This window comes from Rosistilla ulvae, from assembly GCF_007741475.1.
Lineage (GTDB): Bacteria > Planctomycetota > Planctomycetia > Pirellulales > Pirellulaceae > Rosistilla > Rosistilla ulvae.
This window is the reverse complement of record NZ_CP036261.1, coordinates 4,973,464-4,997,214: the sequence shown is the minus strand read 5'-3', so window position 1 is coordinate 4,997,214 and position 23,751 is coordinate 4,973,464. Positions and strand designations below refer to the sequence as shown.

Annotated in this window: 19 protein-coding genes; 9 read left to right on the top strand and 10 right to left on the bottom strand. The window is 59.1% G+C overall.

All coding sequences use genetic code 11. The annotated features are described in order from the left end of the window. The first annotated feature begins 91 nt into the window (after window positions 1-91). Both purQ and EC9_RS17640 read left to right on the top strand, forming a co-directional pair. A complete protein-coding gene (purQ, locus tag EC9_RS17645) occupies window positions 92-889 on the top strand; it encodes a phosphoribosylformylglycinamidine synthase I (RefSeq protein ID WP_145347254.1) in 798 nt (265 codons plus the stop codon). Next, window positions 882-1,874 carry a putative bifunctional lysylphosphatidylglycerol flippase/synthetase gene (locus EC9_RS17640; RefSeq protein WP_218934224.1) on the top strand — a complete coding sequence of 331 codons (993 nt, stop codon included), beginning with the start codon at window positions 882-884 and terminating at the stop codon, window positions 1,872-1,874. Before purQ ends, EC9_RS17640 begins: the two co-directional genes overlap by 8 nt. Here the strand turns inward: EC9_RS17640 and EC9_RS17635 are convergent. Together EC9_RS17635 and argJ are read right to left on the bottom strand one after the other, a co-directional pair. Further along, the gene (locus tag EC9_RS17635) at window positions 1,860-3,209 is read right to left on the bottom strand and encodes a hemolysin family protein (protein WP_145347250.1); all 1,350 of its coding nucleotides are present in this window, start codon (window positions 3,207-3,209) and stop codon (window positions 1,860-1,862) included. The genes EC9_RS17640 and EC9_RS17635 overlap by 15 nt on opposite strands. Window positions 3,210-3,377: 168 nt before the next feature. Next, complete coding sequence (gene argJ / locus EC9_RS17630; protein ID WP_145347248.1) at window positions 3,378-4,565, bottom strand: bifunctional glutamate N-acetyltransferase/amino-acid acetyltransferase ArgJ; 1,188 nt, start codon at window positions 4,563-4,565, stop codon at window positions 3,378-3,380. Window positions 4,566-4,777: 212 nt separating this feature from the next. Between argJ and EC9_RS17625 the strand changes: the two genes are divergently transcribed. From EC9_RS17625 to EC9_RS17615, 3 genes are all read left to right on the top strand, one after another. Then, the gene (locus EC9_RS17625) at window positions 4,778-5,701 is read left to right on the top strand and encodes an ABC transporter ATP-binding protein (protein ID WP_145347246.1); all 924 of its coding nucleotides are present in this window, start codon (window positions 4,778-4,780) and stop codon (window positions 5,699-5,701) included. Further along, window positions 5,698-6,669: an ABC transporter permease subunit gene (locus tag EC9_RS17620; protein ID WP_145347244.1), complete on the top strand. Its 972-nt coding sequence runs from the start codon at window positions 5,698-5,700 to the stop codon at window positions 6,667-6,669. The genes EC9_RS17625 and EC9_RS17620 overlap by 4 nt, the downstream gene beginning before the upstream one ends. A 144-nt stretch (window positions 6,670-6,813) precedes the next feature. Further along, the gene (locus EC9_RS17615) at window positions 6,814-7,926 is read left to right on the top strand and encodes a hypothetical protein (RefSeq protein ID WP_145347242.1); all 1,113 of its coding nucleotides are present in this window, start codon (window positions 6,814-6,816) and stop codon (window positions 7,924-7,926) included. A 468-nt stretch (window positions 7,927-8,394) separates the two neighbouring features. On the opposite strand, the gene EC9_RS17610 is transcribed toward EC9_RS17615, so the two are convergent. Next, window positions 8,395-9,639 carry a PP2C family protein-serine/threonine phosphatase gene (locus tag EC9_RS17610; protein WP_246105752.1) on the bottom strand — a complete coding sequence of 415 codons (1,245 nt, stop codon included), beginning with the start codon at window positions 9,637-9,639 and terminating at the stop codon, window positions 8,395-8,397. A gap of 201 nt (window positions 9,640-9,840) precedes the next feature. Between EC9_RS17610 and EC9_RS17605 the strand changes: the two genes are divergently transcribed. After that, complete coding sequence (locus tag EC9_RS17605; RefSeq protein WP_246105751.1) at window positions 9,841-10,365, top strand: PEGA domain-containing protein; 525 nt, start codon at window positions 9,841-9,843, stop codon at window positions 10,363-10,365. 3 nt (window positions 10,366-10,368) lie between these two features. On the opposite strand, the gene EC9_RS17600 is transcribed toward EC9_RS17605, so the two are convergent. Next, on the bottom strand, window positions 10,369-12,144 hold the full coding sequence (locus tag EC9_RS17600; protein ID WP_145347236.1) for a DUF3592 domain-containing protein: 1,776 nt from the start codon (window positions 12,142-12,144) through the stop codon (window positions 10,369-10,371). Between the two features lie 165 nt (window positions 12,145-12,309). Here EC9_RS17600 and EC9_RS17595 point away from each other — a divergent pair, with 165 nt between their 5' ends. Beyond that, window positions 12,310-13,428 (top strand): dienelactone hydrolase family protein, encoded by a 1,119-nt coding sequence (locus EC9_RS17595; protein WP_246105750.1) that lies wholly within the window; start codon window positions 12,310-12,312, stop codon window positions 13,426-13,428. Between the two features lie 606 nt (window positions 13,429-14,034). On the opposite strand, the gene EC9_RS17590 is transcribed toward EC9_RS17595, so the two are convergent. From EC9_RS17590 to EC9_RS17565, 6 genes are all read right to left on the bottom strand, one after another. Then, a complete protein-coding gene (locus EC9_RS17590) occupies window positions 14,035-14,409 on the bottom strand; it encodes a hypothetical protein (protein ID WP_145347232.1) in 375 nt (124 codons plus the stop codon). Between the two features lie 21 nt (window positions 14,410-14,430). Then, complete coding sequence (locus tag EC9_RS17585; RefSeq protein ID WP_145347230.1) at window positions 14,431-15,522, bottom strand: sugar kinase; 1,092 nt, start codon at window positions 15,520-15,522, stop codon at window positions 14,431-14,433. After that, a complete protein-coding gene (locus tag EC9_RS17580; protein ID WP_145347228.1) occupies window positions 15,519-16,193 on the bottom strand; it encodes a bifunctional 4-hydroxy-2-oxoglutarate aldolase/2-dehydro-3-deoxy-phosphogluconate aldolase in 675 nt (224 codons plus the stop codon). Before EC9_RS17580 ends, EC9_RS17585 begins: the two co-directional genes overlap by 4 nt. Before the next feature lie 230 nt (window positions 16,194-16,423). Continuing rightward, window positions 16,424-17,164 carry a hypothetical protein gene (locus EC9_RS17575; protein ID WP_145347226.1) on the bottom strand — a complete coding sequence of 247 codons (741 nt, stop codon included), beginning with the start codon at window positions 17,162-17,164 and terminating at the stop codon, window positions 16,424-16,426. 491 nt (window positions 17,165-17,655) lie between these two features. Further along, window positions 17,656-19,020 (bottom strand): hypothetical protein, encoded by a 1,365-nt coding sequence (locus EC9_RS17570; protein WP_145347224.1) that lies wholly within the window; start codon window positions 19,018-19,020, stop codon window positions 17,656-17,658. A gap of 37 nt (window positions 19,021-19,057) precedes the next feature. Continuing rightward, complete coding sequence (locus EC9_RS17565) at window positions 19,058-19,636, bottom strand: RNA polymerase sigma factor (protein WP_218934223.1); 579 nt, start codon at window positions 19,634-19,636, stop codon at window positions 19,058-19,060. Between the two features lie 495 nt (window positions 19,637-20,131). Between EC9_RS17565 and EC9_RS17560 the strand changes: the two genes are divergently transcribed. Together EC9_RS17560 and EC9_RS17555 are read left to right on the top strand one after the other, a co-directional pair. Next, window positions 20,132-20,983, top strand: coding sequence for a class I SAM-dependent methyltransferase (locus tag EC9_RS17560; protein ID WP_145347220.1), 852 nt, complete (start codon window positions 20,132-20,134; stop codon window positions 20,981-20,983). Then, window positions 20,980-23,265: an efflux RND transporter permease subunit gene (locus EC9_RS17555; RefSeq protein WP_145347218.1), complete on the top strand. Its 2,286-nt coding sequence runs from the start codon at window positions 20,980-20,982 to the stop codon at window positions 23,263-23,265. The genes EC9_RS17560 and EC9_RS17555 overlap by 4 nt, the downstream gene beginning before the upstream one ends. Window positions 23,266-23,751 lie beyond the last annotated feature (486 nt).

Genomic DNA, 23,751 nt, shown 5'->3' with positions numbered 1-23,751 from the left:
GCTGGGGAATCCTTCATCCTGAGCCAGCTGGATAATCTCTGGAAGCGGCTCTGGGCGGCTTCCCCCAACACCCGACGAATCGTAAGAAGCTATGGCAGTTCCACGCGTTTTGATCCTTCGTGCTCCGGGAACCAATTGCGACGAAGAGACCGCGTTTGCGTTTGAAGCTGCCGGTGCGGTTACCGAACGCGTGCACGTGAACCGGTTGATCGAAAATCCCAAATTGGCCGAAGACTTCCAGGTTCTCTGTCTCCCGGGCGGATTCAGCTATGGCGACGACATCGCTGCGGGCCGGATTCTGGCCAGCCAATTGGACCGCCACCTGGGCGACATGGTCCGCCAGTTCTGCGACCAAGACCGCTTGGTCCTTGGCATCTGCAACGGCTTCCAAGTCCTGATGCGACTGGGCGTGCTGACCTCCGGCGTCCGCGAGACCCAGCCGGCAACGTTGACCTGGAACGATCACGGCCGCTTCGAAGACCGCTGGGTTCACTTGGCGGTCGACAAAACGAAAACTCCATGCGTCTTCTTGAAGGGGATCGACAAGATGTATCTGCCGATCGCTCATGCCGAAGGCAAGTTTGTCACGGCCGACGCTGAGGCATTGAAGGCGTTCGGCGACGCCGGACGATTGGCGCTGCGATACACCGCGGCCGATGCCGGACAAGCCAGCGACGAAGTCCTGCCGTTTCCATCGAACCCCAACGGATCCGAAGCAAACGTGGCAGGAATCTGCGACGCAACGGGCCGCTTATTTGGCCTGATGCCTCATCCGGAACGACACATCGATCCAACGCATCACCCACAATGGACGCGCCGCGCCCAGCAGCCGCAGTGGGGCGAAGGATTTGCCATCTTCAAAAACGCAGTCGATTATTTTGGTGAATAAAAACGAGCCCACGTTTGTCGGACGATTGAAAAAAATCGCGGGACCAGTCTTCGGACTGATCCTGTTCTCCGTTGCCGCTTCGTTTCTGTACAAGAAGACGCAAGAGATCACCTGGGACGAATTCGCCGCCGGTGTCGCAAACATCCCCTTGGCGTATCATCTGCTGGCCTGCCTGCTGGTCGCGATGAACTACTTTGTCTTGACCGGTAACGACGTGTTGGCGGTTCAGTATGTTGGGGCGGGCAGTTCGGGCGCCGAAGATGGCAGCCCCAAGCTGAACTATCGCAAAGTCGGCTTGGTCTCCTTCCTCGCCTACGCCTTCAGCAACAACATCGGCGCGGTGGCCGCAGGGATTCCGATCCGCGTCCGATTCTATAGCGGCTGGGGCTTGGGGACCGCTCAAATCGTGGCCCTGCTGGCTTTCACAAGCCTCTCGTTTTGGGTCGGTGTCTGCATGGTCGGCGGCGTGGTGCTGTCGATTGCGGAAATTCCGATGCCACCGTCGATCGATCTGCCGATCAGTTCGCGGATCCTCGGTTTCACGCTGCTGGCGGCGATCGCCCTCTACGTGGCGACCTGCACTTGGTGGCGTCGCCCGCTGCCGCTGGCGGGATTGAAGCTGTTGCCTCCCGGTCCGGCGCTGATGCGGAAGCAGATCGTTGTCGCGTCGATGGACCTGATTCTGGTGGCAACGACCCTGTACGTCTTGCTGCCAAGCGGAATTTCAGCCAGCTACCTACAAGTCGTCGGCGTCTACCTACTGGCCCTCGCCGCGGCGATGCTGACTCAGGTTCCCGGCGGACTGGGTGTCTTAGAAGCGATCCTGCTGTCGTTGCTGGCCAGCAGCGACGAAGCGGTCATCCTAGGGTCGCTGCTAATCTTCCGGATCTACTATTACGTCCTACCGCTGTTGGTTGCGTCCGTTGTGTTGGCAACCGTTGAAGTGCGATCGACGCGTGCCGCTCGGAAGCTATTGAGCGGCTGAGTCTTCGTTGTCGTCGGTGCTGGTGGGAGCATCGAGGCTGGCTAGCGGAGCGGAGAGGCGGACTCGCATGCTGACGATGCGGGGGCCTTCGACGCGCAGGATCTCGATCTTCGCGCCGTCGATCTGGATCACGTCCCCCTGCTCGGCGACTCTTCCCAGATGTTGCATCACAAATCCGCCTAACGAGTCGGAATCGTGCGACTGCAGCGTCAGCCCCATCGCTTTGTTGATGTCGTCCAACGGCGTCTGCCCAAGGACACGGAAGGTCTGATCGTCTTCGGGAACGATGTCGCGGACCTGTTCGTCGAACTCATCCTCCAGCTCGCCAACCAGCTCTTCGAGTACATCTTCCAACGTGACGACGCCCACGACGGTGCCGTGTTCATCGACGACAAAGGCCAGCAGCGATTGCGAGGACTTAAAATGCTGCAGCAGCGTTTTGATCGGGATCGTTTCGGGAACGAAGTTCGGCGGCTGCAACAGGGCGGCACGGTCGAGCGGTTGAGAGAGATCCAGGCCGACCAGGTGTTGGATGTGCAGAACGCCAACCGCTTTCTCCAGCGATTGCTCCACGACCGGATAGCGGCTGAAGCGGTATTTGCGTATCGTCGTGATCCAGTCTTCGATCGGGGCGTCCATCGACAGCGTGATCACATCGGTTCGCGGAGTCATGATTTGGTGGGCCGATTGATCGTCGAACTCCAACACCGCGTTGATAAGCTGGGCTTCACTGCGAGTCAATTCGCCATGCACATGCGATTGGGCGACCAGGTTCCGCAGCTCCTCTTCGGTGTGCGGCGTGCCGTGCTCGTCGACAGCTTCGACACCGATCGATCGCAACAGCAACGAAGTGATCCAGTTCAGCGCGACCAACAACGGATAAGCGACGTAATAGAATCCGGCCAGCGGCAGAGCGCACCAAACGGCCATCGGTTCGGGTTTGCGGATCGCAAAGATTTTGGGGGCCTGTTCGCCGACGACCAGATGCAGCGCCGTGATCGTTGTGAACGCGAAGGCCAGGGAAACGTAGTGCAGCACGTCGGGGTTGGAGATCCCCATCCAAGCAAACACGGGCTCGATCAGGTGATGGAAGGCCGGTTCGCCGACCCACCCCAGAGCCAGCGAGGCGAGGGTGATTCCCAATTGGCAGGCTGACAGCGACGCATCCAACCGCCTCGCCAGCCAGTTGGCAACTTTGGCAAACAGATTGCCGCCGAGCGCCAGTTGTTCCAGTCGGCTTGGCCGCGCCTTGACGAGTGCGAACTCCGCCGCAACAAAAAAGCCGTTGATCGCCACGAGCAGCAGGGCGATTCCAAAGTTGATCCAGTTTTCCATGATGAGCTGACGGCCGATACGAATCTAGACGTGCGAAATGGTCTCGTTGCGGCGGACACGCCACAAGAGTCCCTCAATAATAGACGTTATCCTGGCATGTGCCGAGGATACCGAGAGGTTCCGTTCTGAGTGTCGTCAGTTCGAACGGTCCGCGGCCGGTCAGACGGATCACGTAGAATAATCGGAGTTGAAGGTCACGTAATCGGTCGTCAGATCGCTGGTCCAGAAGACCGAAGTTCCCGGCCCGTCGCCGACGGTCACTTCCAGAACCACTGTCTTGTCGGCCGCCATGCTTTCGCTGATCGTTTTTTCATCGAAGTCGATCGGCTGCCCTTTGTCGAAGACCATCGAACCGTTGATCTTCAGTTGGCACAGTTCGGGGCGAACGAGGACGCCCGCATATCCCGCGGCCGACATGATCCGTCCCCAGTTGGGATCGTTCCCGGTCACCGCTGTTTTGACCAACGGGCTGTCGGCGATCGATTTGGCGATCTGCTTGGCATCGGCATCGCAATCGGAACCACCGACACGGATCTCGATCACGTGATGTGCCCCTTCGCCGTCGGCGGGGATCTGTTTGGCCAACTCGATGCAGAAATCGGTCAGCACTTCGGTGAAGCGAGCCAAATGTTCTTCGGCCAACGGCGTCGCCGATGCGGTTCCGCTGCACAACAGGTTGACCGTGTCGTTGGTGCTCGTGTGCCCATCGACGCTAATGCTGTTAAAGCTTGCGTCGGCAGCGACACGCAGCGCCCGTTGCGCGTCGATCTTGGTGAGGTTGGCGTCGCATAGCACCAATCCCAACATCGTCGCCATGTTCGGGCCGATCATCCCCGCCCCCTTGGCCATCGCGGCAAAGGTGATCTTCTGGTCGCCGATCTGTTCGCAGCGGAAGGCGAGCTTGCGACCTTGGTCGGTCGTTAGGATGCCATCGGCGGCGGCGAGGAAATTGTCGGACGAATCGTTCAACTGGTCGGCAGCCGCCCCGATCCCCTGCTCGATGCGATCCATCGGCAACTTGTGCCCGATGATCCCAGTGCTCATCACCAGCACGCTGCTGGGATCGAGATCGCATGCTTTGGCGACAAGGTTTGTCATCGCCAACGCGTCGCGGTCACCTTGTTGGCCGGTGCAGGCGTTGGCGTTGCCGCTGTTGATCACGACAGCGCGAACGGCCGACGAAGGGGTCCGGCTGCGGCTGAGTACGACCGGGGCAGCGACGATCTTGTTTTGGGTGTAGACGCCCGCGGCGACGAGGTCGCGATCACCGACAACCAGCGTCAGGTCCTTGCGGTCGGCTTTGGCTTTGATGCCGCAACGCACGCCGGCAAATCGAAATCCTTGAGGAAGCTGCATCGTTCCTTTTCCTGGTCTGGCGAAAAAAAGTTGGGCGGCACAAAATAAATTATCGTATCGGGCGGATGCCGGGCGTTGATTTTATGCAGACGGAGGTTTGTTGAGTAGGCCGGTCGCCGTTGTTATCGGGACGACGCACGATCGGTTACAGCCTACACTACACGCTTCGATCGCCTCTCCGCTGCTCCCTCTCGCTCTCCGAATCCAAGCCTATGTCGATTGTTGAAACGCGCGCGTTGACGAAACGTTTTGGGGACTTTGTTGCCTTGGACCACTGCTCGTTGACTGTCCAACCGGGTGACGTGTTTGGGTTGCTGGGGCCCAATGGAGCGGGGAAGACGACGCTGCTGCGAACCCTGCTCGGATTCCTGCGACCGACTTCGGGAACCGCGTCGATCTGCGGTCACGATGTGTTCACCGAAAGCCTGGCGGTTCGCCAAAACGTCGCCTATCTACCCGGCGACGCGCGGTTGCCGCGGCATATGCGAGGCCGCAGCGTGCTGCGATTCTTTAGCGATCTGCATCCGTTGGGTTCCGCCGAGCGCAGCCTGGCGTTGGCCGACCGCTTCGAATTGGATCTGCAACGCCGCGTCGGATTCATGTCGACAGGGATGCGACAGAAACTGGCCCTCTGCATCGTGCTGTCGACTCAGACGCCAATCGTGATCCTCGACGAACCGACAGCGAATCTAGACCCTTCGGTTCGCAAGGCGGTGCTGGAACAAGTCGAACAGATCCGCGACGCCGGCCGCACGGTGATCCTTTCATCGCATGTCCTCTCGGAAATCGAACAGGTCTGCAATCGAGTCGTCTTCTTGCGACGCGGCGAATTGGTGCTGGAGCAATCGATCGCGGCGCTCAAGAATCAGCACCGGATCGTGATCTGGATCGATGAAGACCGGTTTGATATTCCGCAACCGCTGCAGCAGCGCGTGACGCAAACATCCCGCGACGGAGACCGGATCGTGCTGGAGACCGATGGCGACCTGGTCCCCTTGCTTAGCTGGTTGGCGACGCTCGCCCCGCGCGAACTGCGGCTGGAGCCGTTGGGGATCGAAGCGATCTATGATCGCGTGCATCATCCCGAAACCGAGGCGGTCGGCACAGCCGTCGACGCGGCGCAGGAGGTGGCATGATGACACGCGTTTTGATTCGAAAGTTTATCGGCGAAGCGATCCTGTTGTGGGCGGCCTGCGCTCTGGCGCTTGTCTCGTTCAACATCTTGCGAGTTTGGCTCGTTAGCCAGATGGAGATGGAACGCTTCAAGGCGATCATCGAACAGTTCCGCGACTACGAACGCTTTTCGCCGATTCCGTTCGATCAATTGTTCAGCTACGTCGGCCGGATCGGGATGACGTTTGATGAACCGATAGTCATCTTATGTGTCGTCGTGTGGGTGATCGCACGCGGGTCCGACGTGGTCAGTGGCGAACTGGGCCGCGGCACGCTGGAGATGCTGTTGGCCCAACCGGTCACGCGGACTCAAGTGATGCGGGCGCATGGGATCGTCGCCGTGACCGGCTTGGCTGGACTGACCCTCTGCGTCTGGCTGGGGATCTGGATTGGGATCATGTGTTTTAGTGTCAAACAAACTCCGCCCACGCCAACGTTCTACATCCCGTTGATCGGATTGCATCTACCGATCCTGACCGGTCCGATCGAACCAATCGACACGCCGATGCGTGAACTCGTGTCGGCTGAAGTGTTTGGTGTCGGCGTTTTGAATCTGTTTGCGTTTGGATTTGCACTGTTGGGAATCAGCACTTGGATCAGCAGCATCGATCGTTATCGCTGGCGAGCGGTCGGCGTGACGATCGGCTTTTATGTGGTCAACGTGATCCTGATGATCGCCTCACAAGCGACCGAGCGACTCGACTGGCTGAAATATTTCACTTATTTCACAGCCTACATGCCGCAGGAGATTATCCAGCACCAGATGAATCCGGAGACGGGGTCCCCCTGGCAAATCGTGGTTTCGGGTCCCGAGGGAGCCCAGATGCCAGGGCCTTTGGCGGCGACATTGTTTCTGCTGTCGATCGGCGTGGTCGGTTATTTGCTGGCAATACAGCGATTTAACCGCCGCGATCTCCCAGCCCCGGTGTAGTTTAATCGACGCGGTCCCTGTGGGTGGGTGTGGCTGGCTGAAGGCGGGGTGGACCTTTGTTTACCGTTGATCGGTTGTGACGAATTCGATAGCTTTATGCATTGTTACTAAGTTCCCTAACACTCTGCGTCGCGAGATTTCAACATGCTTCGTTCCTTGGTATCGCTCTCACTGTTGATGTGTGGCGTTTTGCAATTGTCGGCCGACGACGTAAAGACGGCGCTGCATGTGCGCACCGCGAGCTCGCAAGCATCTGCTGTTGTGGAAGCCCCATTGCCCGCAGGCTTGATCGCTAACGTCGACTCCAACGGGGAGATGCAGGTTCAATTGGTCGACCTGGCGGCGGCTGGTCGACGAGCGGCTGTGAATCTTTCGGTTTCTGTGGTTGGAATCGATGGCACGGTTCGTCAGGCGATCGCCAACGATGGCGGGATCGCTACGCTGCAGGTTCCCGGCGAGGGGTGGTACTCGTTGGTGGTTGCCGATGCAAATCAACAAAAGCATGGTGTCTTGTTTGTTTATGCAAACGTTGCCGAAGCGAAGTCGGCTCCCTTGGTCTTTCCGATCGCCTCGGTTTCCGAAGGGGAAGTGCTGCGGAACATCCGCGGGTACCTGGGAAATCCAGAAGGTCCCTATGCACCGTTGGCTGGACTGGATGCCTACCAAATTTCCAGCGGCAGTTTCTACCAAGTTCAATTGGCCGCCAACGGCAGCCTGAGCGGACAAGTGATCGCTCCTTTGCGTGAAGACCGACAGGGGCTGGGTTCGCTCGATTCGATCAATGTCACGATCCTCCAGGGAGGAACCGCGATCAAGCGATCGACCGCCAACGCTGCGGGACAATTCACCGTCGCGGGACTTCAGCCAGGCGTTTACGGTGTGATCGCGGCTGGCCAATTGGGCTACACCGCCTTTTCCTTTGAAGCAGTTGCGGCGCCAACCGTCTCGGCAGTCCAGCCGGTCAGCATGCGAACCAATGCGGCAGTGGTTGGCAGCCAATTGGTTTGCTGCCTGGTTCCAGCGTCGATGTTGAATCAAACGATCGATGCGGTTCGCAACGCTTATGAATCGACCGGCGGAGTCGCCAACGCGGCTGCTGGAAACGGTGCGACTCCCGCAGGGGGAAGCAGCGGAATGGGCGGCGGCGGCGGCGGCGGCGGTGCTGGTGGCCTAGGTGCTCTCGCTGGCTTGGCAGCCGCTGCGGCTGTCTTGGCGTCGGACGATGATGATGGCGTTGCCAGCCCTGCAGCTCCCTAATTGAGCCAAAGTGTCCTCTGTTCCGGGCACTAAAATCGAAAGAATCAGCGCACAGCAGGCCTTCGGATATCGAAGGCCTGCTTTTTTTATGGTGCCACCACGTCTTGTGGTCGCCATTGAACAGGTCGCTGGGGATTTCAAGGTTCCGGGCATGTGGGGCAATTGCTGGCACGCGCTACCTCGCGGTATTCGGGGCCCTGAGTGGTACGCCAGAGGAAATGATAGCCCGACGCGTAAGCGAGGAGTTCACACGGTGTCTGGCTGGATTGCCAGAGCAGATGGTAACCCGACGCGTAAGCGAGGGATTCGCGCGGTGCATCGCTTACGCGTCGGGTTATCAAGAGGGCGCAACCGCAAACGCTAAACAGCTATGGAGGCGAACCGATATGCTTGGCTGGACTAGCGCAGCGTCTCGAGGAGGTGGGCTGCGGTCTTTGAGGTGGGAGCGGTTTCGATCGGCGGTCGGAACTAGAAGTCGATCGTGGAATCGCTGGCTTGTCGTCGACGTTGCTCGCGCAATTGCTCCATCGTCGCGATAATCGCTTCGGATTGGAAGTGGACGGCGTCGCGACGGTTGCCGTCTTGTTGCGCCTGTTTCGCCTTGTGCTCGAGCGCGTTGATTTCGCTCCAATCGACGGTCCATTGTTTTTCATTGGCTGCGTCGCGGAGCGCGTTGACGGTGCCGATCAGGTTTTTGACCAGCGGCCGACTGTCCGAGCAATCGTATCGTCGGTAGGGGCTGGTGCTGCTGCGCGGCGCGTTGGTTGTTGTCGCAACGGCCTGTTGAGGGCTGCCAAAACCGGTCAGCATCAAAACTCCCAAGACGATGCTGGCCAAGCCGGCAGCGGCGGCGGCGGGGTAGCTTCCCAGGAGTGCAAACAGGGCGGCGGCCAGCAAGCAGGTTCCCGTGGCGATGGCCAACGGCATCGAAATCTGTGGGGCTTTGCGATGGGAGCGATTCCCGCCAGCGAATGCTTCCGAACCGATTTCCGATTCATCGACGCGGACGATGATGATCGTGATGTTGTCGGGGCCACCGCGCAGATTGGCCAGGTCGACCATCACGCGGCAGGCGTCCTTGGGGGGCAGACAGTCCATCAGGACGCCGATTTCAATATCGTCGACTTGTCCGGTCAGCCCATCGCTGCACAGCAGAAAGGTGTCGCCGGGCTGCAGCGGCCAAGGGCCCTCGACATCGACCATCACCTGGGCGTTGGGGCCCAGCGAGCGGGTGATCACGTTTTTGGGAATGTTCCGGCTGAGGCGTTTGTCGATCGGGCCAGCCGCTTCCATCTCCCAGACCAGGCTGTGGTCGAAGGTCAGTTGTTCCAAAGATTGTTTGCGAAGTCTATAGACGCGGCTGTCGCCGACATGCCCGACCCAAGCTCCCTCGGGACCAAGGACCAGCGAACTGCCGGTCGTTCCCATGTTGTGGAACTCGGGGTTCTGCTGGCCTCGCTGGTAGATCTCTTGATTGGCTTCTTGGATCGCTTTGCGAAGCGCTTCGGCGACCGGAGCGTCGGAAGGGCGGAAGTAGTGGTGCGGGATCTGTTCGACAGCTAATTTGCTAGCCAATTCCCCAGCCGCGTGTGCTCCCATGCCGTCGGCCACGACAAAAAGATGGCCGCGACGCTGCCATCGGTCGGACGAGTCCGAAATCTGGACAACTGCAGAATCCTGGTTGTTCGCGCGACGCATGCCTACGTCGGACAAGATTGCGTGTTCGATGGGATCAGCCCTGTTTTCGGTGGGTTTCGATTGCTAGCCCCGCGTCGCGGAAGACGCCTATTGTATTTAGTTCAGCGGTTCAGACCTACCCGGCAATCGGTCTGGCGACCAAGGCGGTCTTGTTATTACACTGCCACCGATTTCTGCGGAAACGGCGACGCAGGCAGTAATATGATAAGGCAAGCAATGAACGGTTTGGGGCCTCGATATTATCTTTCGATCAACCTTTTGGTGCTAGGCATCGTCCTGGCCTGCTCGGGGTGCGTCCGCCGTCGGCTGATGGTCCGTACCGACCCGCCAGGTGCGCTCGTCTCGGTCGACAACCAAGTGATCGGAAATTCGCCCGCCGCGAGTCCGTTTGTCTATTACGGAACGCGCGAGATCCGTGTCGAACGCGATGGTTACGAAACGCAGACGCTGCGGCATAAGATCAATGCTCCCTGGTACCAGTTGCCCGGAATCGATTTCATCGCGGAAACCCTGTGGCCGTTTGAGATTCGCGACGAACGGGTGATCGATACCAAACTGGTCCCGCGAGTCAGCGAGCCCGCCGAAGTGATCGCCGGCCGAGCCGACCAATTGCGCGAGCAATCGCGAACCGGTGTCGCAACACCGCTGCCGACGACCGCGATGCCACCGACCGCCGTCCCGTTGCCACCAAATTCCCAAACGCTTCCCTTCGGCGGCGTGCCGGCTCAAGTCTCGCAATAGCCGCTACGACTTCTTGTCGTCGCCAAAGCGGCGGGTTGTGATTTCTGGCGGCTCGCTGCCGATCACCTGACGCCATAGCGCCGCGGCATACAATTGAGCCCGATGCTTGCCGTTGATCCCCTTGCCAACGGTGATCGGCTTGCGATTGCGAGCCTGAAAGTAGACCTCGAAATACGTCTTGTCGTTCACCCGAGTCGTCTGCCGGATCGATAAGCGATCGAAGTCATCCAAGGGAATGCTCTTCCAGCGAGCCAGCGGAATCATGCCGCTGCGAATGCGAACCATCCCCGATGCGGTCTCGATCCGGCATCGCCAAAGCATTGTGTGGATCAAGCCGAGGGTCAGCGGAAATCCGATCAAGCCCAAGACGACTCCGATGAACCAAGGTCCGTCATATCGAAAGATCAGGAAGGATGCGAGGTCGAACCCGCCAGCAATCACCAGCAGCGTCAGGATCCCCGAGAGCGTCTTCTGCCCGGTGATCCACCACCGCTTCCGGACTCCACCATCGACCGCGTGAACCCCCAATTCCGACAGGATGTCTTCGGGCTGATCGGGCCCACTGAAATCGGCGATAAGACTCTCGGGACGCTTCAGATCTTCACTGCTTTCGGCTGTCTTGTAGACCGGCAGCTCGCAAGTGATCTCCAGCGGCGAACCACCGCCGAGCCCTTTTGCCGTTAAGATCCAATCGACTTTTTCGTCCTCCAGCGGCGCCGAATCGGGAAGGTCGAAGGGGACCACAAAATCGAATGGCACCGCCGATTCATTGGCATCGGATTGCTTCAGATCGGTGAGGATCGTTTGTTCGTCCTGCCAACACGTCTCCGTGGTGGCGATCGACCGCGTCTCACTGGAGTCTCGCGACTTGCGATCGCAGCGGAGCGTAACGCGCACGCCGGTCAACATATTCAACTTTCTCGAACTGTGGATGATCCCGGTCACAGGCCCGCCGATCACTCCCGGCACGGTCGCCAATTGAACGCGGGTGACGCCTCGTGCGATCTGATGCCAGACCGCGGTGAACACTTTGACCACCGCGATCGCAATCGCCAGCGGGCCGATCAGCCCCAGGTAGGCCCACCAACTTCCACGCTGGAATTCTTGAGGCAGCAGCAGAATCGTTGGCAGCGTCAGAACGCTCAGCAGCACCAGGCAGGGGAGTGAAGTTCGCAAGCGATGCAGCGGCGAGATCCGGATCTCACCCTCTTCCCAGTCGCTGCGAACGCGCCACATCTGGCCCGATGCCTGAGCGATCTGCAGTCGTTTCTCCTGCCAGCCCGGGTTGCGATCCTGGAATAGCATCGCGATCCCGGCGCCGCCGAAGGCGATCCCGAAGACCGTGAATAGCAGCAGCATTGGAAATGGCGGCTCACGCTCCAGGACGGCGTTTTCCGGAGCCGATGGATCGACGAAACAGGGGTACGGCGTCTTGTCACGGGCGTGTCGCTGCAACCGCCTGACCATCGCACGGTGCCAGTTGCGATTTCCATCGGAAGTGAAGGGGCTGAAATTGACACGATCGCTGTGATACGTTTTTCCCTCAAAATCGTAACGGTAACGAGTCTCGACGCTGTAGGTCGTGCTGTCGCCGCCGCGATGCGTCTTGATGCTGGCGTTGAGAATCGTCGCGGGAACCTCCACCCACGACTGCGCCTGATAGGCTTGGTAGGTGCTCCAGTACAGAAACCCTGTCGCGGCCACCCCAACCAGCACAAACGGCATCGCAAAACCGACCATACAGCCGCGAGGTAAACTGTTGTATGATTGACCAGCCATGATTTCCTTCCTTTTGTGTCGCGCGATCTACGCAGCCAGCAGGCGCTGTCGCGCATCCCCCCTCCCGCTGCTTGCGGCAGTTTAATGAAACCTACGCCGCTTTACCCCCTTTGTCGTGCGAGAAATCGCCGACGTCCAATATCCCGCCTCGACGAGAACCCACCGATGAAACCTTGGATCCCCCTGTTCCTGATCGCCCTTTCAGCCAACTCGCTGGCAGCTCAGGATCGCCAACCACCAGCAAGCATCGCCCGCTACTTCACGCCGCCCGAAAAATGGCAAAACGATCAGGGGAGCTTCCGGTCGCCGCTACAGTTTAACGACGGCACGATGGTTGAAAACCAAACCGACTGGAAGCGCCGCCGCGCCGAGATCTACAAGCAATGGCAAGACCTGATGGGGCAGTGGCCAGCGCAAATCGAAGACCAGGATCTCGAAGTGCTCGAGTCGGAACGGAGAGAGAATTTTGTCCAGCACAAGGTCCGCTTCCGCTGGTTGCCTGAAGAGTCGACCGAAGGCTACCTGTTGATTCCCGATGGCCAGGGAGAGCGGCCCGCAGTGATCACTGTCTTTTACGAACCCGAGACCGCGATTGGGCTCGGCAAGGAAGGTCGCGATTTTGCGCTGCAGTTGGCGCGGCGCGGTTTCGTTGTCCTATCGATCGGAACAACCGACGCCACCGCGGCGAGGACTTACAGTTTGTATTACCCAAGCCTGGACGATGCGCAAGTTCAGCCGCTGTCGATGCTCGGCTACGCGGCGGCCAACGCATGGCACGCGCTGGCACGGCGACCCGAGGTCGACGCCGATCGGATCGGGATCGTCGGCCATTCGTTTGGTGGCAAGTGGGCGATGTTTGCGTCATGCCTGTTCGATCGCTTCGCCTGTGCAGCCTGGTCCGATCCAGGGATCGTTTTCGACAACGCGAGGAACAGCGTGAACTACTGGGAGCCGTGGTACCTGGGCTATCATCCGAAGCCCTGGCGGAAGCGGGGACTGATCACCGACAGCAATCCGGCCTACGGACTTTACCCAAAATTAATGCAGCAGGGACGCGACTTACATGAACTGCACGCCTTGATGGCGCCGCGACCGTTCCTGGTTTCGGGCGGTTCAGAAGATCCACCTCAGCGTTGGCAGGCACTTAATCACACGATCGCCGTTAATCGAGTGCTGGGGTACGAGAACCGCGTGGCGATGACCAACCGCCCCGATCACTCGCCCAACGCCGAATCCAACGCAGTGATCTACGCGTTCTTTGAACACTTCCTGATGGCGGAGTGATGTGAGTTCTCCGCAAGGATATTTGAAACGCAGAGTCGCTGAGAACGCAGAGGTGTATGCGTGCGAAGATTTTAGATGGGAAGAACACTGCGGCTTCGGCGCCTCTGCGTTTGATCTACTTCGTTGCGGGTTGAACGGGCCGAATGCCGGTTTGGTTTGGGGGCGTTATTTAAAACGCAGAGTCGCTGAGGACGCAGGGGTATATGCGTGCGCAGATTTTAATGGGAAGTACTCAGCGCTCTCTGCGCCTCTGCGTTTCAGCTTCTTCGCCTGTGCATTGAGCTGGGGAAATTCCGGGTGCGGTGAAGAGGCGTTATTTTAAAACGCAGAGTCGCTGAGATCGCAGAGGTGCATGCGTGCGCAGATTTTAATGGGAAGTACTCAGCGCTCTCTGCGCCTCTGCGTTTCAGCTTCTTCGCCTGTGCATTGAGCTGGGGAAATTCCGGGTGCGGTGAAGAGGCGTTATTTAAAAACGCAGATTCGCTGAGATCGCAGAGGTGTTTGCGTGCGAAGATTTTAAATGGGAAGAACTCTGCGCCCTCGGCGCCTCTGCGTTTTAAATTCCGAGCAGCGCATGATCGAGAGCAGCAGGCTGTTCGGATTGCGTTACCACTTAAGATTCCACTGGTCGGCGGGCTGGTCGAGATCGAACCAGCCACCGAAGTTGGAATTTTGATCGACGCGCTGCGCCTCGTCGACTTCGGCGGCTTGCATCCGGACGACGATCAGGCCAACGTCGTCGCTGGTCTGGATGTTCCACTGCTTCAGCACATTGGCCCCCTCTCCGCCAAACTCGTCGACCGCCAGTTCCAGCAGGATCCGGCACAGTCCCTCTCCGGACACTTTGCCCGACTGCTGAGCTGCGGTGTCGCGGATCGCATGCTTGATCGCATGGTGGACAAAATGAACCGCGTCGACCGGATGCTTCCGATCCGAATCGGGCGTTTGCGAGTTCAGCGATGAAGAGGTTGGTTCGGACATAGTGCTTGGGATGCGGGAAACCTATCGGACGACGCGGCCGCTGGCGCTTCCCTTGGCCAACGCGTCGATTTCCTCGCGGCTGGAAAAGTTCAAATCGCCGATGATCGAATGCGCCAAGCAGGAAGCGGCCACTGCAAATTGTAACGCCGCTTCGGGAGTTGGGTAATCGTCGTTCAGCAGACCGAAGATCAGTCCGGCCGCAAACGAATCGCCCCCACCCACGCGATCGACGATATTGCGAATCGAATAGGGTTCGTATTCTCCGCCGGACTGCGGCGCAAAGCTGGCCGATTCAGCAGCGGCATCGTACAGCATCGCGCCCCAGTTGTTATGCGACGCCGAGATGCTCTCGCGCAAGGTCGTTGCTACATAGCGAAGGTTCGGGAATTCCTGGACCACGCGGCGGGCGACTTCGGGATAACGCTCGGCGCTCAATTTCCCCGAGGCGACATCGGTCTCGGCGGCGCGAATTTGAAGCACATCGCCACAGTCCTCCTCGTTTGCGATCAAAACGTCGACCAACGGCAGCAGTTGCCGCATCGTGCGGCCAGCCAGTTCGTGCGGGGAAGCGGACGAATCCCATCGCCACAGCTTGCCACGGAAATTCAGGTCGCACGAGACGGTCAGCCCTCTCTGCTTGGCAGCCTCGGCCGCATGCAGAGTCGCTTCGGCGGCGACTTGCGAAACCGCAGGAGTGATCCCGGTGACATGGAACCAGCCAGCATCGGCGAAAATTTTGTCCCAGTCGTACGCATCGGCGGGCGTTTGCCCGATCGTCGATCCGTCGCGATCGTAGATCACGCGGCTGGGACGTTGGTTGGCGCCGGTTTCCAGAAAGTAGAGCCCCAGCCGCCCGATGTCGCTGCGGAGAATCGACGACGTGTCGATTCCGATCGATCGCAGCGAATTGACGCAGGCGTCGGCGATCGGATTGTTCGGCAGCGCGGTGACAAAGTGGGCATCGAGCCCCAGGATCGACAGCGACGCAGCAACGTTCGCTTCGGCGCCAGCAAAGGTGACATCCAGAGATCCCGGCATCGCTTGCGGCAGACGCAGAAATCCCGGAGGGGCCAGCCGACCCATGATTTCACCAAATGTTACGACCTTGCTCATGCGATTTCCTTGTTTTGGGTAGCGGCGACGATGCGACTCGCTTCGGTTGCGTTTTGGGTGATCTCGGCCCAGCCCTGCTGTTGAATCAATTTTCGCGGAGCGATCCACGATCCGCCGATCGCCGGAACCAACGGGCTACCTAAATATGAACCCATGTTGCCAGCATCCAGTCCGCCCAGTGGAATGAATTGAAGGCCCAGGTGGGCATAGGGGGCGGCCATGCTTTTCAGATAGCTCATCCCACCGCTCGGTTCGGCGGGGAAGAATTTCAGCTCGCGACACCCAAGTTCGACCGCTAGTTCGATATCCGAGGGAGTGACAATTCCTGGCGCGAAGGGGAGGCCGCGGGCTTGGCAGCGCTCGACTACTCGCCGGTTCAGACCAGGAGCAACGGCAAAGGCGGCTCCAGCATCGACCACTTCGTCGGCTTGCTCGGGAGTCAGGACGGTTCCGGCGCCGACCAGAACCTCGGGGACCTGGCTGGCGATCGCTCGGATCGCCTCGATCGCGGCGGGGGTGCGGAGAGTCAGTTCGATCGCTTGGATGCCTCCAGCCAGGAGAGCCTGGGCCAGAGGAACGGCGTCTTGTGGCTTATCGATCACGATCACCGCGACGACGCCGCAGGATTGGATCCGCTGCAGCATCGCGTCTGGGAATTGGGATTTCATCATGTTGGGCTATCGAGTGATGGGTGGGGTGTCGCCAACATGATACCCATCTTTAGGTTCGGTTCCACCGTGGCTCCGCAGCATGAGCGGGGGCACTACCTTGTGTCAGGTGTTGCGTGGTGGGGACCGGCAGGGGAGCCCAGGGGGACGGCCCGTCGGCGAATTGCCAACGGGCGGGGCAGGTCGGGAACCTGCCCTTAAGGCATATTAAAGCCTCCGGTTCTTTGGCGATCTTAACCAAAGTGGGGGCGTTGTGGTGGCTGTTGATAAGACATCGGTTGTGGCGAGCGAGGCTGCTGTGTGCCGTACGGAGTTTGGCTGCCATACGGGGTTTGAGTACCGTACGGAGTCTGGTTGCCGTAGGGCTGCTGGGTTGGTTGGACGGAGGCCGTTTCCTGTTCCTTTTTCTTGCGAGGGCCTTGGGGACCCGGGCGTCGTCCGCGTCGGCCGCCACGCTCTTCGGGGACCATCTTTTCATCGATCGTCTGCAGCAGCTTGCTGATGCACAGCTTGTTGATGCTCAGTTCCAGCTCCTCGGCTTGGACTCGCAGGAACTCGTGCATGCTCTTTGGCAAACGGACGGTAATCATCCGTTGTGGTTCCAGCGTGTCTCCCTTGCCGGTGTCTTGGCTGCGGAGGGCGGTCAGCATTTCTTGGATCTGTCCGTGCTCGTGCGACTCTTCGAAGTAGTGCATCTCTTCGAGGGTTGGGAACAACTTGCGAACGAAGCCTTCGACGCCCAGAGTCTCGCGGAAGAACTCGATCCAGTTGGAGGTTTGGGTGAAGGCTTCTTGAGCCAATCGCATCGCTTCGGCGGGGCGTTCTTGAAGTGACAATCCGTCGTTGATTGCTGGCAGGTTCAGGCGATTGGTTGTCGCTGCAGCCGGGGCCGCTTCGTTGCTAGCGAATCGAGTTTCGGTGTTTGTGTTGTTCAGTGTCTGGGTTGGGTTACTGAAGTTTTCGTGGCTAACCATCAATCCGTCGCTCCGTGGCTGTAGACAGCGTCCTTTAAAGAAGGTCGCTCTGTTGTGGTCCTGCGTGGCCGGGCATCACCTTCGCCTCGACTCTCCCGCAGACTCGCCCTTATATTCAGATGCGGTCAAACGCTATCACGTAAACCCTTTTGCATGCACGACTTAGGTGCTTGCATTGATTCTGTGCACGGATTCCGTGCAGGGGTGCTCCGAAGCAGGCACGGAGTGGCGTGCCTGTTTTTTGTGCACGCAGGTTTTGTGCAAAACCTAAGTGTCTGGTTCGGCGGCTTTTGCGGAATTAGCCAAATTCGGAATTTATCAGACTTTTTTGCAGCAGCCTTTCACTGGCGAAAGAGGCGAGATTTCCCTGGGAATACTAGCCGTGAACCGCAGCAAGCCCATTAGCAGAGGGCGAATAAGAACTGGCCGAAAAACGAATTTTGCCAATGCGTCGGTTCATCGCGGCAGAGAGCCCGCTGTGCGGGGAAGGGCTACGGTAGGATGTCGATCTGCAGAACCGAAGCCGCCCCCGCTTCCGCCGAATCCATACCTGCCACAGGATCGCCCATGGTCGCACGATTCGCGATCGTTTTCAAAATTTGCTCGGCCAACTGTTGGAGCATCTTAGGGGGGCCGGAGACTATCAGTTGGATCGGTTGATTCGCGGTTTTCGCCAAATCTCGCAACGGGGCATAACCTTCCGCTACATCTTTCTGCTCTGCGTTCCCTTCGGCGCTCGGCTCCTGCTGTTGAGAGACGATCTTTTGGGCTGCTAGCAAATCGCGGATCTGAGCCAGTTGAGCTGCTAGCAATTCGGGGGACGATTGAATTTGAATCCGCCGGACGTCCGCCCGCCTCGCGCGAGGTGCCCCTGCAGAGGCTACCGCCGGAGGAGGGGAAGCTCCGCGGTCGGCGAGGGCCGATTCAGCCGCGGCAGCTCGATCGACGGCGTCCGATTCGACCGCCATCGAACGCTTCGCATCTCGCGCCGCCTGTTGGCTCGGTGCCAGCTTGGCATTGTCGGAAGCCGTCTCGTTTCGCTCTGGTGAGTCCAAACGGGGGGTGGTTGCTAATGGCGATGAATCTTCCTTATCCGATCCCGAGGCTCGGAAGAAGTATCGTGCGGGCGACTGCACGGCGGCTCGCGATCGGTTCGCCATCGAACCACCGAAGCCACCTCCCATCCGGCTTGCTTGGTTTGCGGAGTCGGCCGGTCGAAGGGAGGGAGTTGCCCGAGAATAGGATTGCCCGTTGGAGCGAGTCGGGGCCTGCGGGGAGCTCCGGTTTTGACGCACATCGTTGCCGGCCAAGGGAGCCGCCGGTGGCTGAGCTTTCATCATTGGAGCGACTTGCAGCTCGGCCTGCGACGAATAAGCATCGCTCTGGATCTCGGGCAACGGGGAAGATTCGTAGGCAAGACTCTCCCGCAATTCGACAGCATCAGCGGCGGGAGCATCGACGACCTGCGGATCCGATGGCGGCTTGCTGTCGGCGATCGATCCGGCGGTCGGCTGGTTTTCCGGTGAAAGTTCGGGACGCAAGAGGTAGCTGCCAATCGCTAGCATCAGACAGGCGGCGGTGGCGAGCAGGGCCAAGCGGCTCCATGTTTGTGCCCGCTGCTCTCGAGCCAAGGCCGTTTGGTTTTGGGCGGCGATCCGCTGCCGGACGGCGGCGACAGGGTCGACCGATGGTTGGATTGGAGGCAATTGGGCAACAGCATCGCGGAGCTCCCGCAGCTCTTCCAGCAGCTTGGCGCACGACGGTTCGGCGTCGATCGTCTGTTGAACGATCGCCCGTTCGTCGCTGGACAATTCGTCGTCCAGGTAAGCGGTCAGCATTTCCTCGTTAAACTGCATGGTCATCTATCCGTTGCTCGTCGCGAGCTACTCTACTTCAATCTTCGTCGATCGGTTGGTCGCGCGATAGCAAATCCCGCAGGTCGAGTCGCGCCCGGTGCAGTCGGCTGCGGACTGTCCCTTTGGGGATCGCTAGTATTTCCGCGATTTCGCCATAATCGAGGCCGTCGATGTCTCGCAACACCAGGACCGTTCGGCGACCGGTTTCCAGCCGCTCGATCGCGGATCGCAGTCGAGCGATTTGTTCGGCGTTGGCCAGTCGCTGATCGGCTGCTAGCGCGGGGTCTTCCGGCGGGGGGGCTGTTTCGATGTTCGTTCGGGTGTGGGTGCTTTCCAGCCTACGTTTCCGCCGCTTGGTGATCGTTAAATTGAAGGCGATCCGGTACATCCAGGTGAAAAAGCTGCTTTTGCCGGCAAATGTGTTCAGTTTAAAGTAGGCCTGGGCCAGAGTTTCCTGCATTAGATCCTCGGCATCGTCGCGGTTTCCTACCTGGGCGCGGATCATCGTCAGCAGCCGACCAGCGTGTCGCCGGACCAGTGAATCATACGCAGTCGACTCTCCCGCCAAGGCCCTGGTTATCAGGGCGTCGTCGGAAGCTTCCGATGCTTCATTCAAAGGGTTGCTGTGATTCTGGACGTTCATCTGGGTGGGGCGGTTCCCGGAAAAGCATCGATCGATGGTCGATTTGGCTGTTTTACATCTTCCCATTTCAGAATGGGCGGTGTTTGGCGTCGTAGATCAGGGCTAATAAGTGTTTTTGCTAAGGCTGATACCTTCGATTGAAACACGGATTTGCCCAGCGTTGCAGATCTGTTGCCGCCGCGCGATGTTCAGTGGCAAGTTATACCGCGTGTCGCGTTGCAATGGCACCGTTGTTGCCATGAACCGCGGTTCGGGAATGGCCGGGGGCATGTTGTGTTGCGGCCAGTTGCTGCAGGGGAACCTTTTCCGCGTTTCGCTCGCGGGCTGGTGCAGCGGGTGATCTGTCTCTGTCGATCCGTCGCGTCGAAAGCGATGCAAGGAGCGCCGCGCGTTCTACTCGCTAGCGTGCGTTGGATGCTTTAGACTGCCCTTGCGGAGCCACTTCCATCCACCGGGGTACTATCTTGGATGATTGAATCGAGTCTTGCGATCGATTCGGCCGATGTCGCCGAACATTATGATGATCTGGATGGGTATTACCGTCAGTTTTGGGGGGAGCACCTGCATCATGGCTTCTGGGAAACCGGATCGGAGTCGCCGCAGCAGGCGATCGAGAGCCTGATCCAACGCGTCGCCAGGCCGCTCGGTTTGGCGGCGGGGGCTTCGGTTTGCGATGTGGGGTGTGGTTATGGCGGAACGTCTCGGTATCTCGCGTCGCGGCAAAGCTATCGGATGACCGGACTGACAATTTCTCAACAGCAGTACGACTTCGCGGTCTCGAAGCTTGGCGGAGCCGACAATCCACGATTCCTATTGTGCAATTGGGAGACCAATTCGTTGCCCGATGGATCGTTCGATGGCTTGCTGTCGATCGAATGCATCGGCCACGTGATGAACAAGGATCGGTTCTTTCAAGAGATCTATCGTGTGCTTAAACCGGGCGGTCGGGCTTGCATTACCGCTTGGTTGTCCAGCGAGCATGCCGGCCGAAGAGCTCGCCGTTGGTTGTTGCAGCCGATTTGTCGCGAGGGGCGTCTGCCAAGCATGGGAACCGCCAGCGAATACACGCTGCTGGCCGAATCGTCGCAGTTGCGGCAGCTTTGTTGCGAGGACCTGACGGGGGCGGTCCAGAAGACGTGGGCGATCTGTTTGTGGCGGGTCTTTGTGTTTCTATTCTTCTCCCGGGCGGGGTGGCGTTTTTTGTTTTCGTCGAAGAGCCGACATGCGGTCTTCGTTTTCAGCATCGCGCGGATTTGGATCGCTTATCGTGTTGGGGCGATGGAATATGGAGTCTTCGAGTTTGAAAAGCCGCTGACGTGAGCGAATCGCTGCCGGGCGTGGAATCGGAATTTACGGGATCGGAAGCGCAGCAGTTGCGTCTCCGCAGGCTGGCCTGGTTGGTCGTTGCCATGTTGGTCGCGCTCTCGCCGGTGCTTGTCTACGCATTGTTGCAACTGCACAGCAACACCGCGGACATGCATCAATGGTTGCCCGAAGGCCGCCCCGAGGTGCAGCGCTATCAGGAATTTATTCAAAGGTTCGGCGGGGACGAGATCGTCGTTGTCAGTTGGCCCGGCTGCACTTTGACCGATCCCCGGCTGCCTCAACTGGCCGATGCCTTGCGTGAAGCGGTGGCCAACGATCCCCAGCCGATATGGCACAGTGTGATCACTGGGGCCGACGCAATGCGGGAATTGATCCAAGGGCCCGCCAAACTGCGACCCGGCCAGGCGGCCGGGCGAATCGATCGGTTGTTGTTGGGACCCGATCGAAAAACGACGGCGGTGTTGATTGCGTTGACGCCCGCCGGGGGAGAGCAGCCGCATCGGGTGATCGATTCGATCACTCGGATCGCCAAACGAGCCTGCGATCTGTCGCGCGATCAATTGCGATTGGCCGGTGGCGTTTACAAGGCATCGGTGATCGATCACGCGACCGATCGATCGATCCAACGCTGTATCCTGCCATCGGCATTGCTGACGTTGATCGTCGTTTCACTCCTGTTGCGAAGTCTGCGGCTGACGTTAGTGGTGCTCGTCGCGGCGGTCTTTTGTGCGACGATTGGAATTGCGATGATCCATTTCACCAGCGATGGAATCAATGCGATTTTGGTCGCCGTCCCGACGCTTTTATATGTGTTGACGGTCTCCGGCGCGGTCCATCTGGCGAACTACTACCGCGACGGGCTCCGCGAAGTCGGGGCCGATCAAGCCGGCTTTCGAGCCGTGCAGGTCGGTTGGAAGCCGTGCGCGTTGGCGTCGCTTTCCACGGCGATCGGGATGGCCAGTTTGATCGTTTCCGATTTGTCGCCGATCCGAAACTTTGGCATCTATTCGGCGCTTGGCGTCGCGATCGGCTTTTTCGTTTTGATGGCTGTCTTTGCCGCGGTGCTGACGCTGAGTCCATGCGTTCGATCGCTACAGTCGACCGCCGTCGCGGTTGAGGTCAATCCATGGCTGGACTTGGTGATCGGCAAGGTGCTGAAGCATCACAATGTGCTGTTGAGCTTGGGCTTGATCGGGCTGGCGCTTGCCGGTTGGGGATTGAGTCGAACGACGACAACGGTCGATCTCTTAAAATGTTTCCGTCCGCAAAGCGAATTGGTTCGCAATTATCGTTGGATCAATGAACATCTGGGGCCCCAGGGCTCGTTGGAGATCGTTCTTTATTATGATCGACAGTCCGCCCTGCGTCCGATCGATCGGTTGCGGCAGATTCTCGCTGTCGAGCGCGAGGCGCAGCAGGTCGATGGCGTCGCGGCGACGATCTCGGCGCTCACCTTCGCGCCAACGATTCCTCGCCCGGTAGGGTTTCGGGGGATTGCGGCGCAGGTGGCGTATGAGGCGAAGTTTGACGCGGCGCGTCCGGAAATCATCGCTCAGGGTTGGTTGGCTGAATCGGACAGCGGCGAAGCCTGGCGAATCCATGCCCAAGTTGCGGAGATCGACGGCCGCCCCTACACACAATTGATCGCCGAACTGCGGCGGCGACTCGAGCCGTTGTTGAAATCGCCAGCCGATGGTGTGCGATTGGAATTTACAGGCGGATCACCGCTGATCGACGAAGCGCAGGGCGAATTGTTGGGCGATTTGACCAACAGTTTTCTGCTGGCATTCGCCATCTTGGCCCCCGTGATGATGCTGATGCTACGCAGTTTCTGGGCTGGGCTGTTGGCGATGCTTCCCAATGTGGCGCCGGTTGTGACGGTGTTTGGTCTGTTGGGATGGTTGCAGGTACCGATCGGGCTGGGGACGATGCTGACTGCAAGCGTTGCTCTGGGGATCGCTGTCGACGATACGCTGCACTTTCTCACTTGGTACGGCCGAGCGATCGACTTGGGCAGATCGCGTTGCGATGCGATTCGGATCGCTTTTCATCGTTGTGCGATCGCGATGATTCAAACCACGCTGATCTGTTGCGTGGGGATGTTGGTGTTGGTCCCCGCCGAATTTATTCCGACCAGCATGTTTGCGGTGATGATGATCGTTCTGCTGCCCACCGCGCTGGTGGGCGATCTGGTCCTGTTGCCCGCGCTGTTGGCGAGCCCGATCGGAAAAGCGTTCCACCGCATCCCCGCGGAAAACCGTTCGGCGAACAACTGACGCAGGCGGTCCAGATCCGGTACTCATCGCTGTTGATGAAGAATCGCTGCTTTCGTTGACAGTCCCTAATCGTGGCCTATGTTAGATAGGGGTGCCGGCGTGGTGAGTTCCCCGATTTCGACATGGGAGGGGACTTTGATCTGTGAAACATCGCGGAAGCGTTGTCAGGTGAGAACCGTCAGCATGTCGGTAGTTCGGCCATCTTTAGTGGTCAATTGTTCACAGGGGCAATCCGTTCGATGGATTGCTCATGCGCAGCGATCCGAACTCGATGATTTTGGAAAGCCAGGCATTAGGGGATGCGTGTAGGCATCAGCGGTTGCCAGTTGGCATCGTTCGATACGTTGACACCGATTTGAATTCAGCCCAATGGGCATTGAGGAAACGCGGCGAACCGAGACGTTCGAAAATGGAACAAGGGCCAGGTGCGAGTTCGATCGTCGATCGGACAGAAGCGACAGAACGTACTGTCGGTCGCCGGATTGG

What these genes read in the sequence shown, in the direction of transcription:
- purQ (WP_145347254.1), top strand. Translation starts at nt 92, where the DNA reads ATGGCAGTTCCACGCGTTTTGATCCTTCGTGCTCCGGGAACCAATTGC.
- EC9_RS17635 (WP_145347250.1), bottom strand. Translation starts at nt 3,209, where the DNA reads ATGGAAAACTGGATCAACTTTGGAATCGCCCTGCTGCTCGTGGCGATC.
- argJ (WP_145347248.1), bottom strand. Translation starts at nt 4,565, where the DNA reads ATGCAGCTTCCTCAAGGATTTCGATTTGCCGGCGTGCGTTGCGGCATC.
- EC9_RS17625 (WP_145347246.1), top strand. Translation starts at nt 4,778, where the DNA reads ATGTCGATTGTTGAAACGCGCGCGTTGACGAAACGTTTTGGGGACTTT.
- EC9_RS17620 (WP_145347244.1), top strand. Translation starts at nt 5,698, where the DNA reads ATGATGACACGCGTTTTGATTCGAAAGTTTATCGGCGAAGCGATCCTG.
- EC9_RS17615 (WP_145347242.1), top strand. Translation starts at nt 6,814, where the DNA reads ATGCTTCGTTCCTTGGTATCGCTCTCACTGTTGATGTGTGGCGTTTTG.
- EC9_RS17605 (WP_246105751.1), top strand. Translation starts at nt 9,841, where the DNA reads ATGAACGGTTTGGGGCCTCGATATTATCTTTCGATCAACCTTTTGGTG.
- EC9_RS17600 (WP_145347236.1), bottom strand. Translation starts at nt 12,144, where the DNA reads ATGGCTGGTCAATCATACAACAGTTTACCTCGCGGCTGTATGGTCGGT.
- EC9_RS17595 (WP_246105750.1), top strand. Translation starts at nt 12,310, where the DNA reads ATGAAACCTTGGATCCCCCTGTTCCTGATCGCCCTTTCAGCCAACTCG.
- EC9_RS17590 (WP_145347232.1), bottom strand. Translation starts at nt 14,409, where the DNA reads ATGTCCGAACCAACCTCTTCATCGCTGAACTCGCAAACGCCCGATTCG.
- EC9_RS17585 (WP_145347230.1), bottom strand. Translation starts at nt 15,522, where the DNA reads ATGAGCAAGGTCGTAACATTTGGTGAAATCATGGGTCGGCTGGCCCCT.
- EC9_RS17580 (WP_145347228.1), bottom strand. Translation starts at nt 16,193, where the DNA reads ATGATGAAATCCCAATTCCCAGACGCGATGCTGCAGCGGATCCAATCC.
- EC9_RS17575 (WP_145347226.1), bottom strand. Translation starts at nt 17,164, where the DNA reads ATGGTTAGCCACGAAAACTTCAGTAACCCAACCCAGACACTGAACAAC.
- EC9_RS17570 (WP_145347224.1), bottom strand. Translation starts at nt 19,020, where the DNA reads ATGCAGTTTAACGAGGAAATGCTGACCGCTTACCTGGACGACGAATTG.
- EC9_RS17560 (WP_145347220.1), top strand. Translation starts at nt 20,132, where the DNA reads ATGATTGAATCGAGTCTTGCGATCGATTCGGCCGATGTCGCCGAACAT.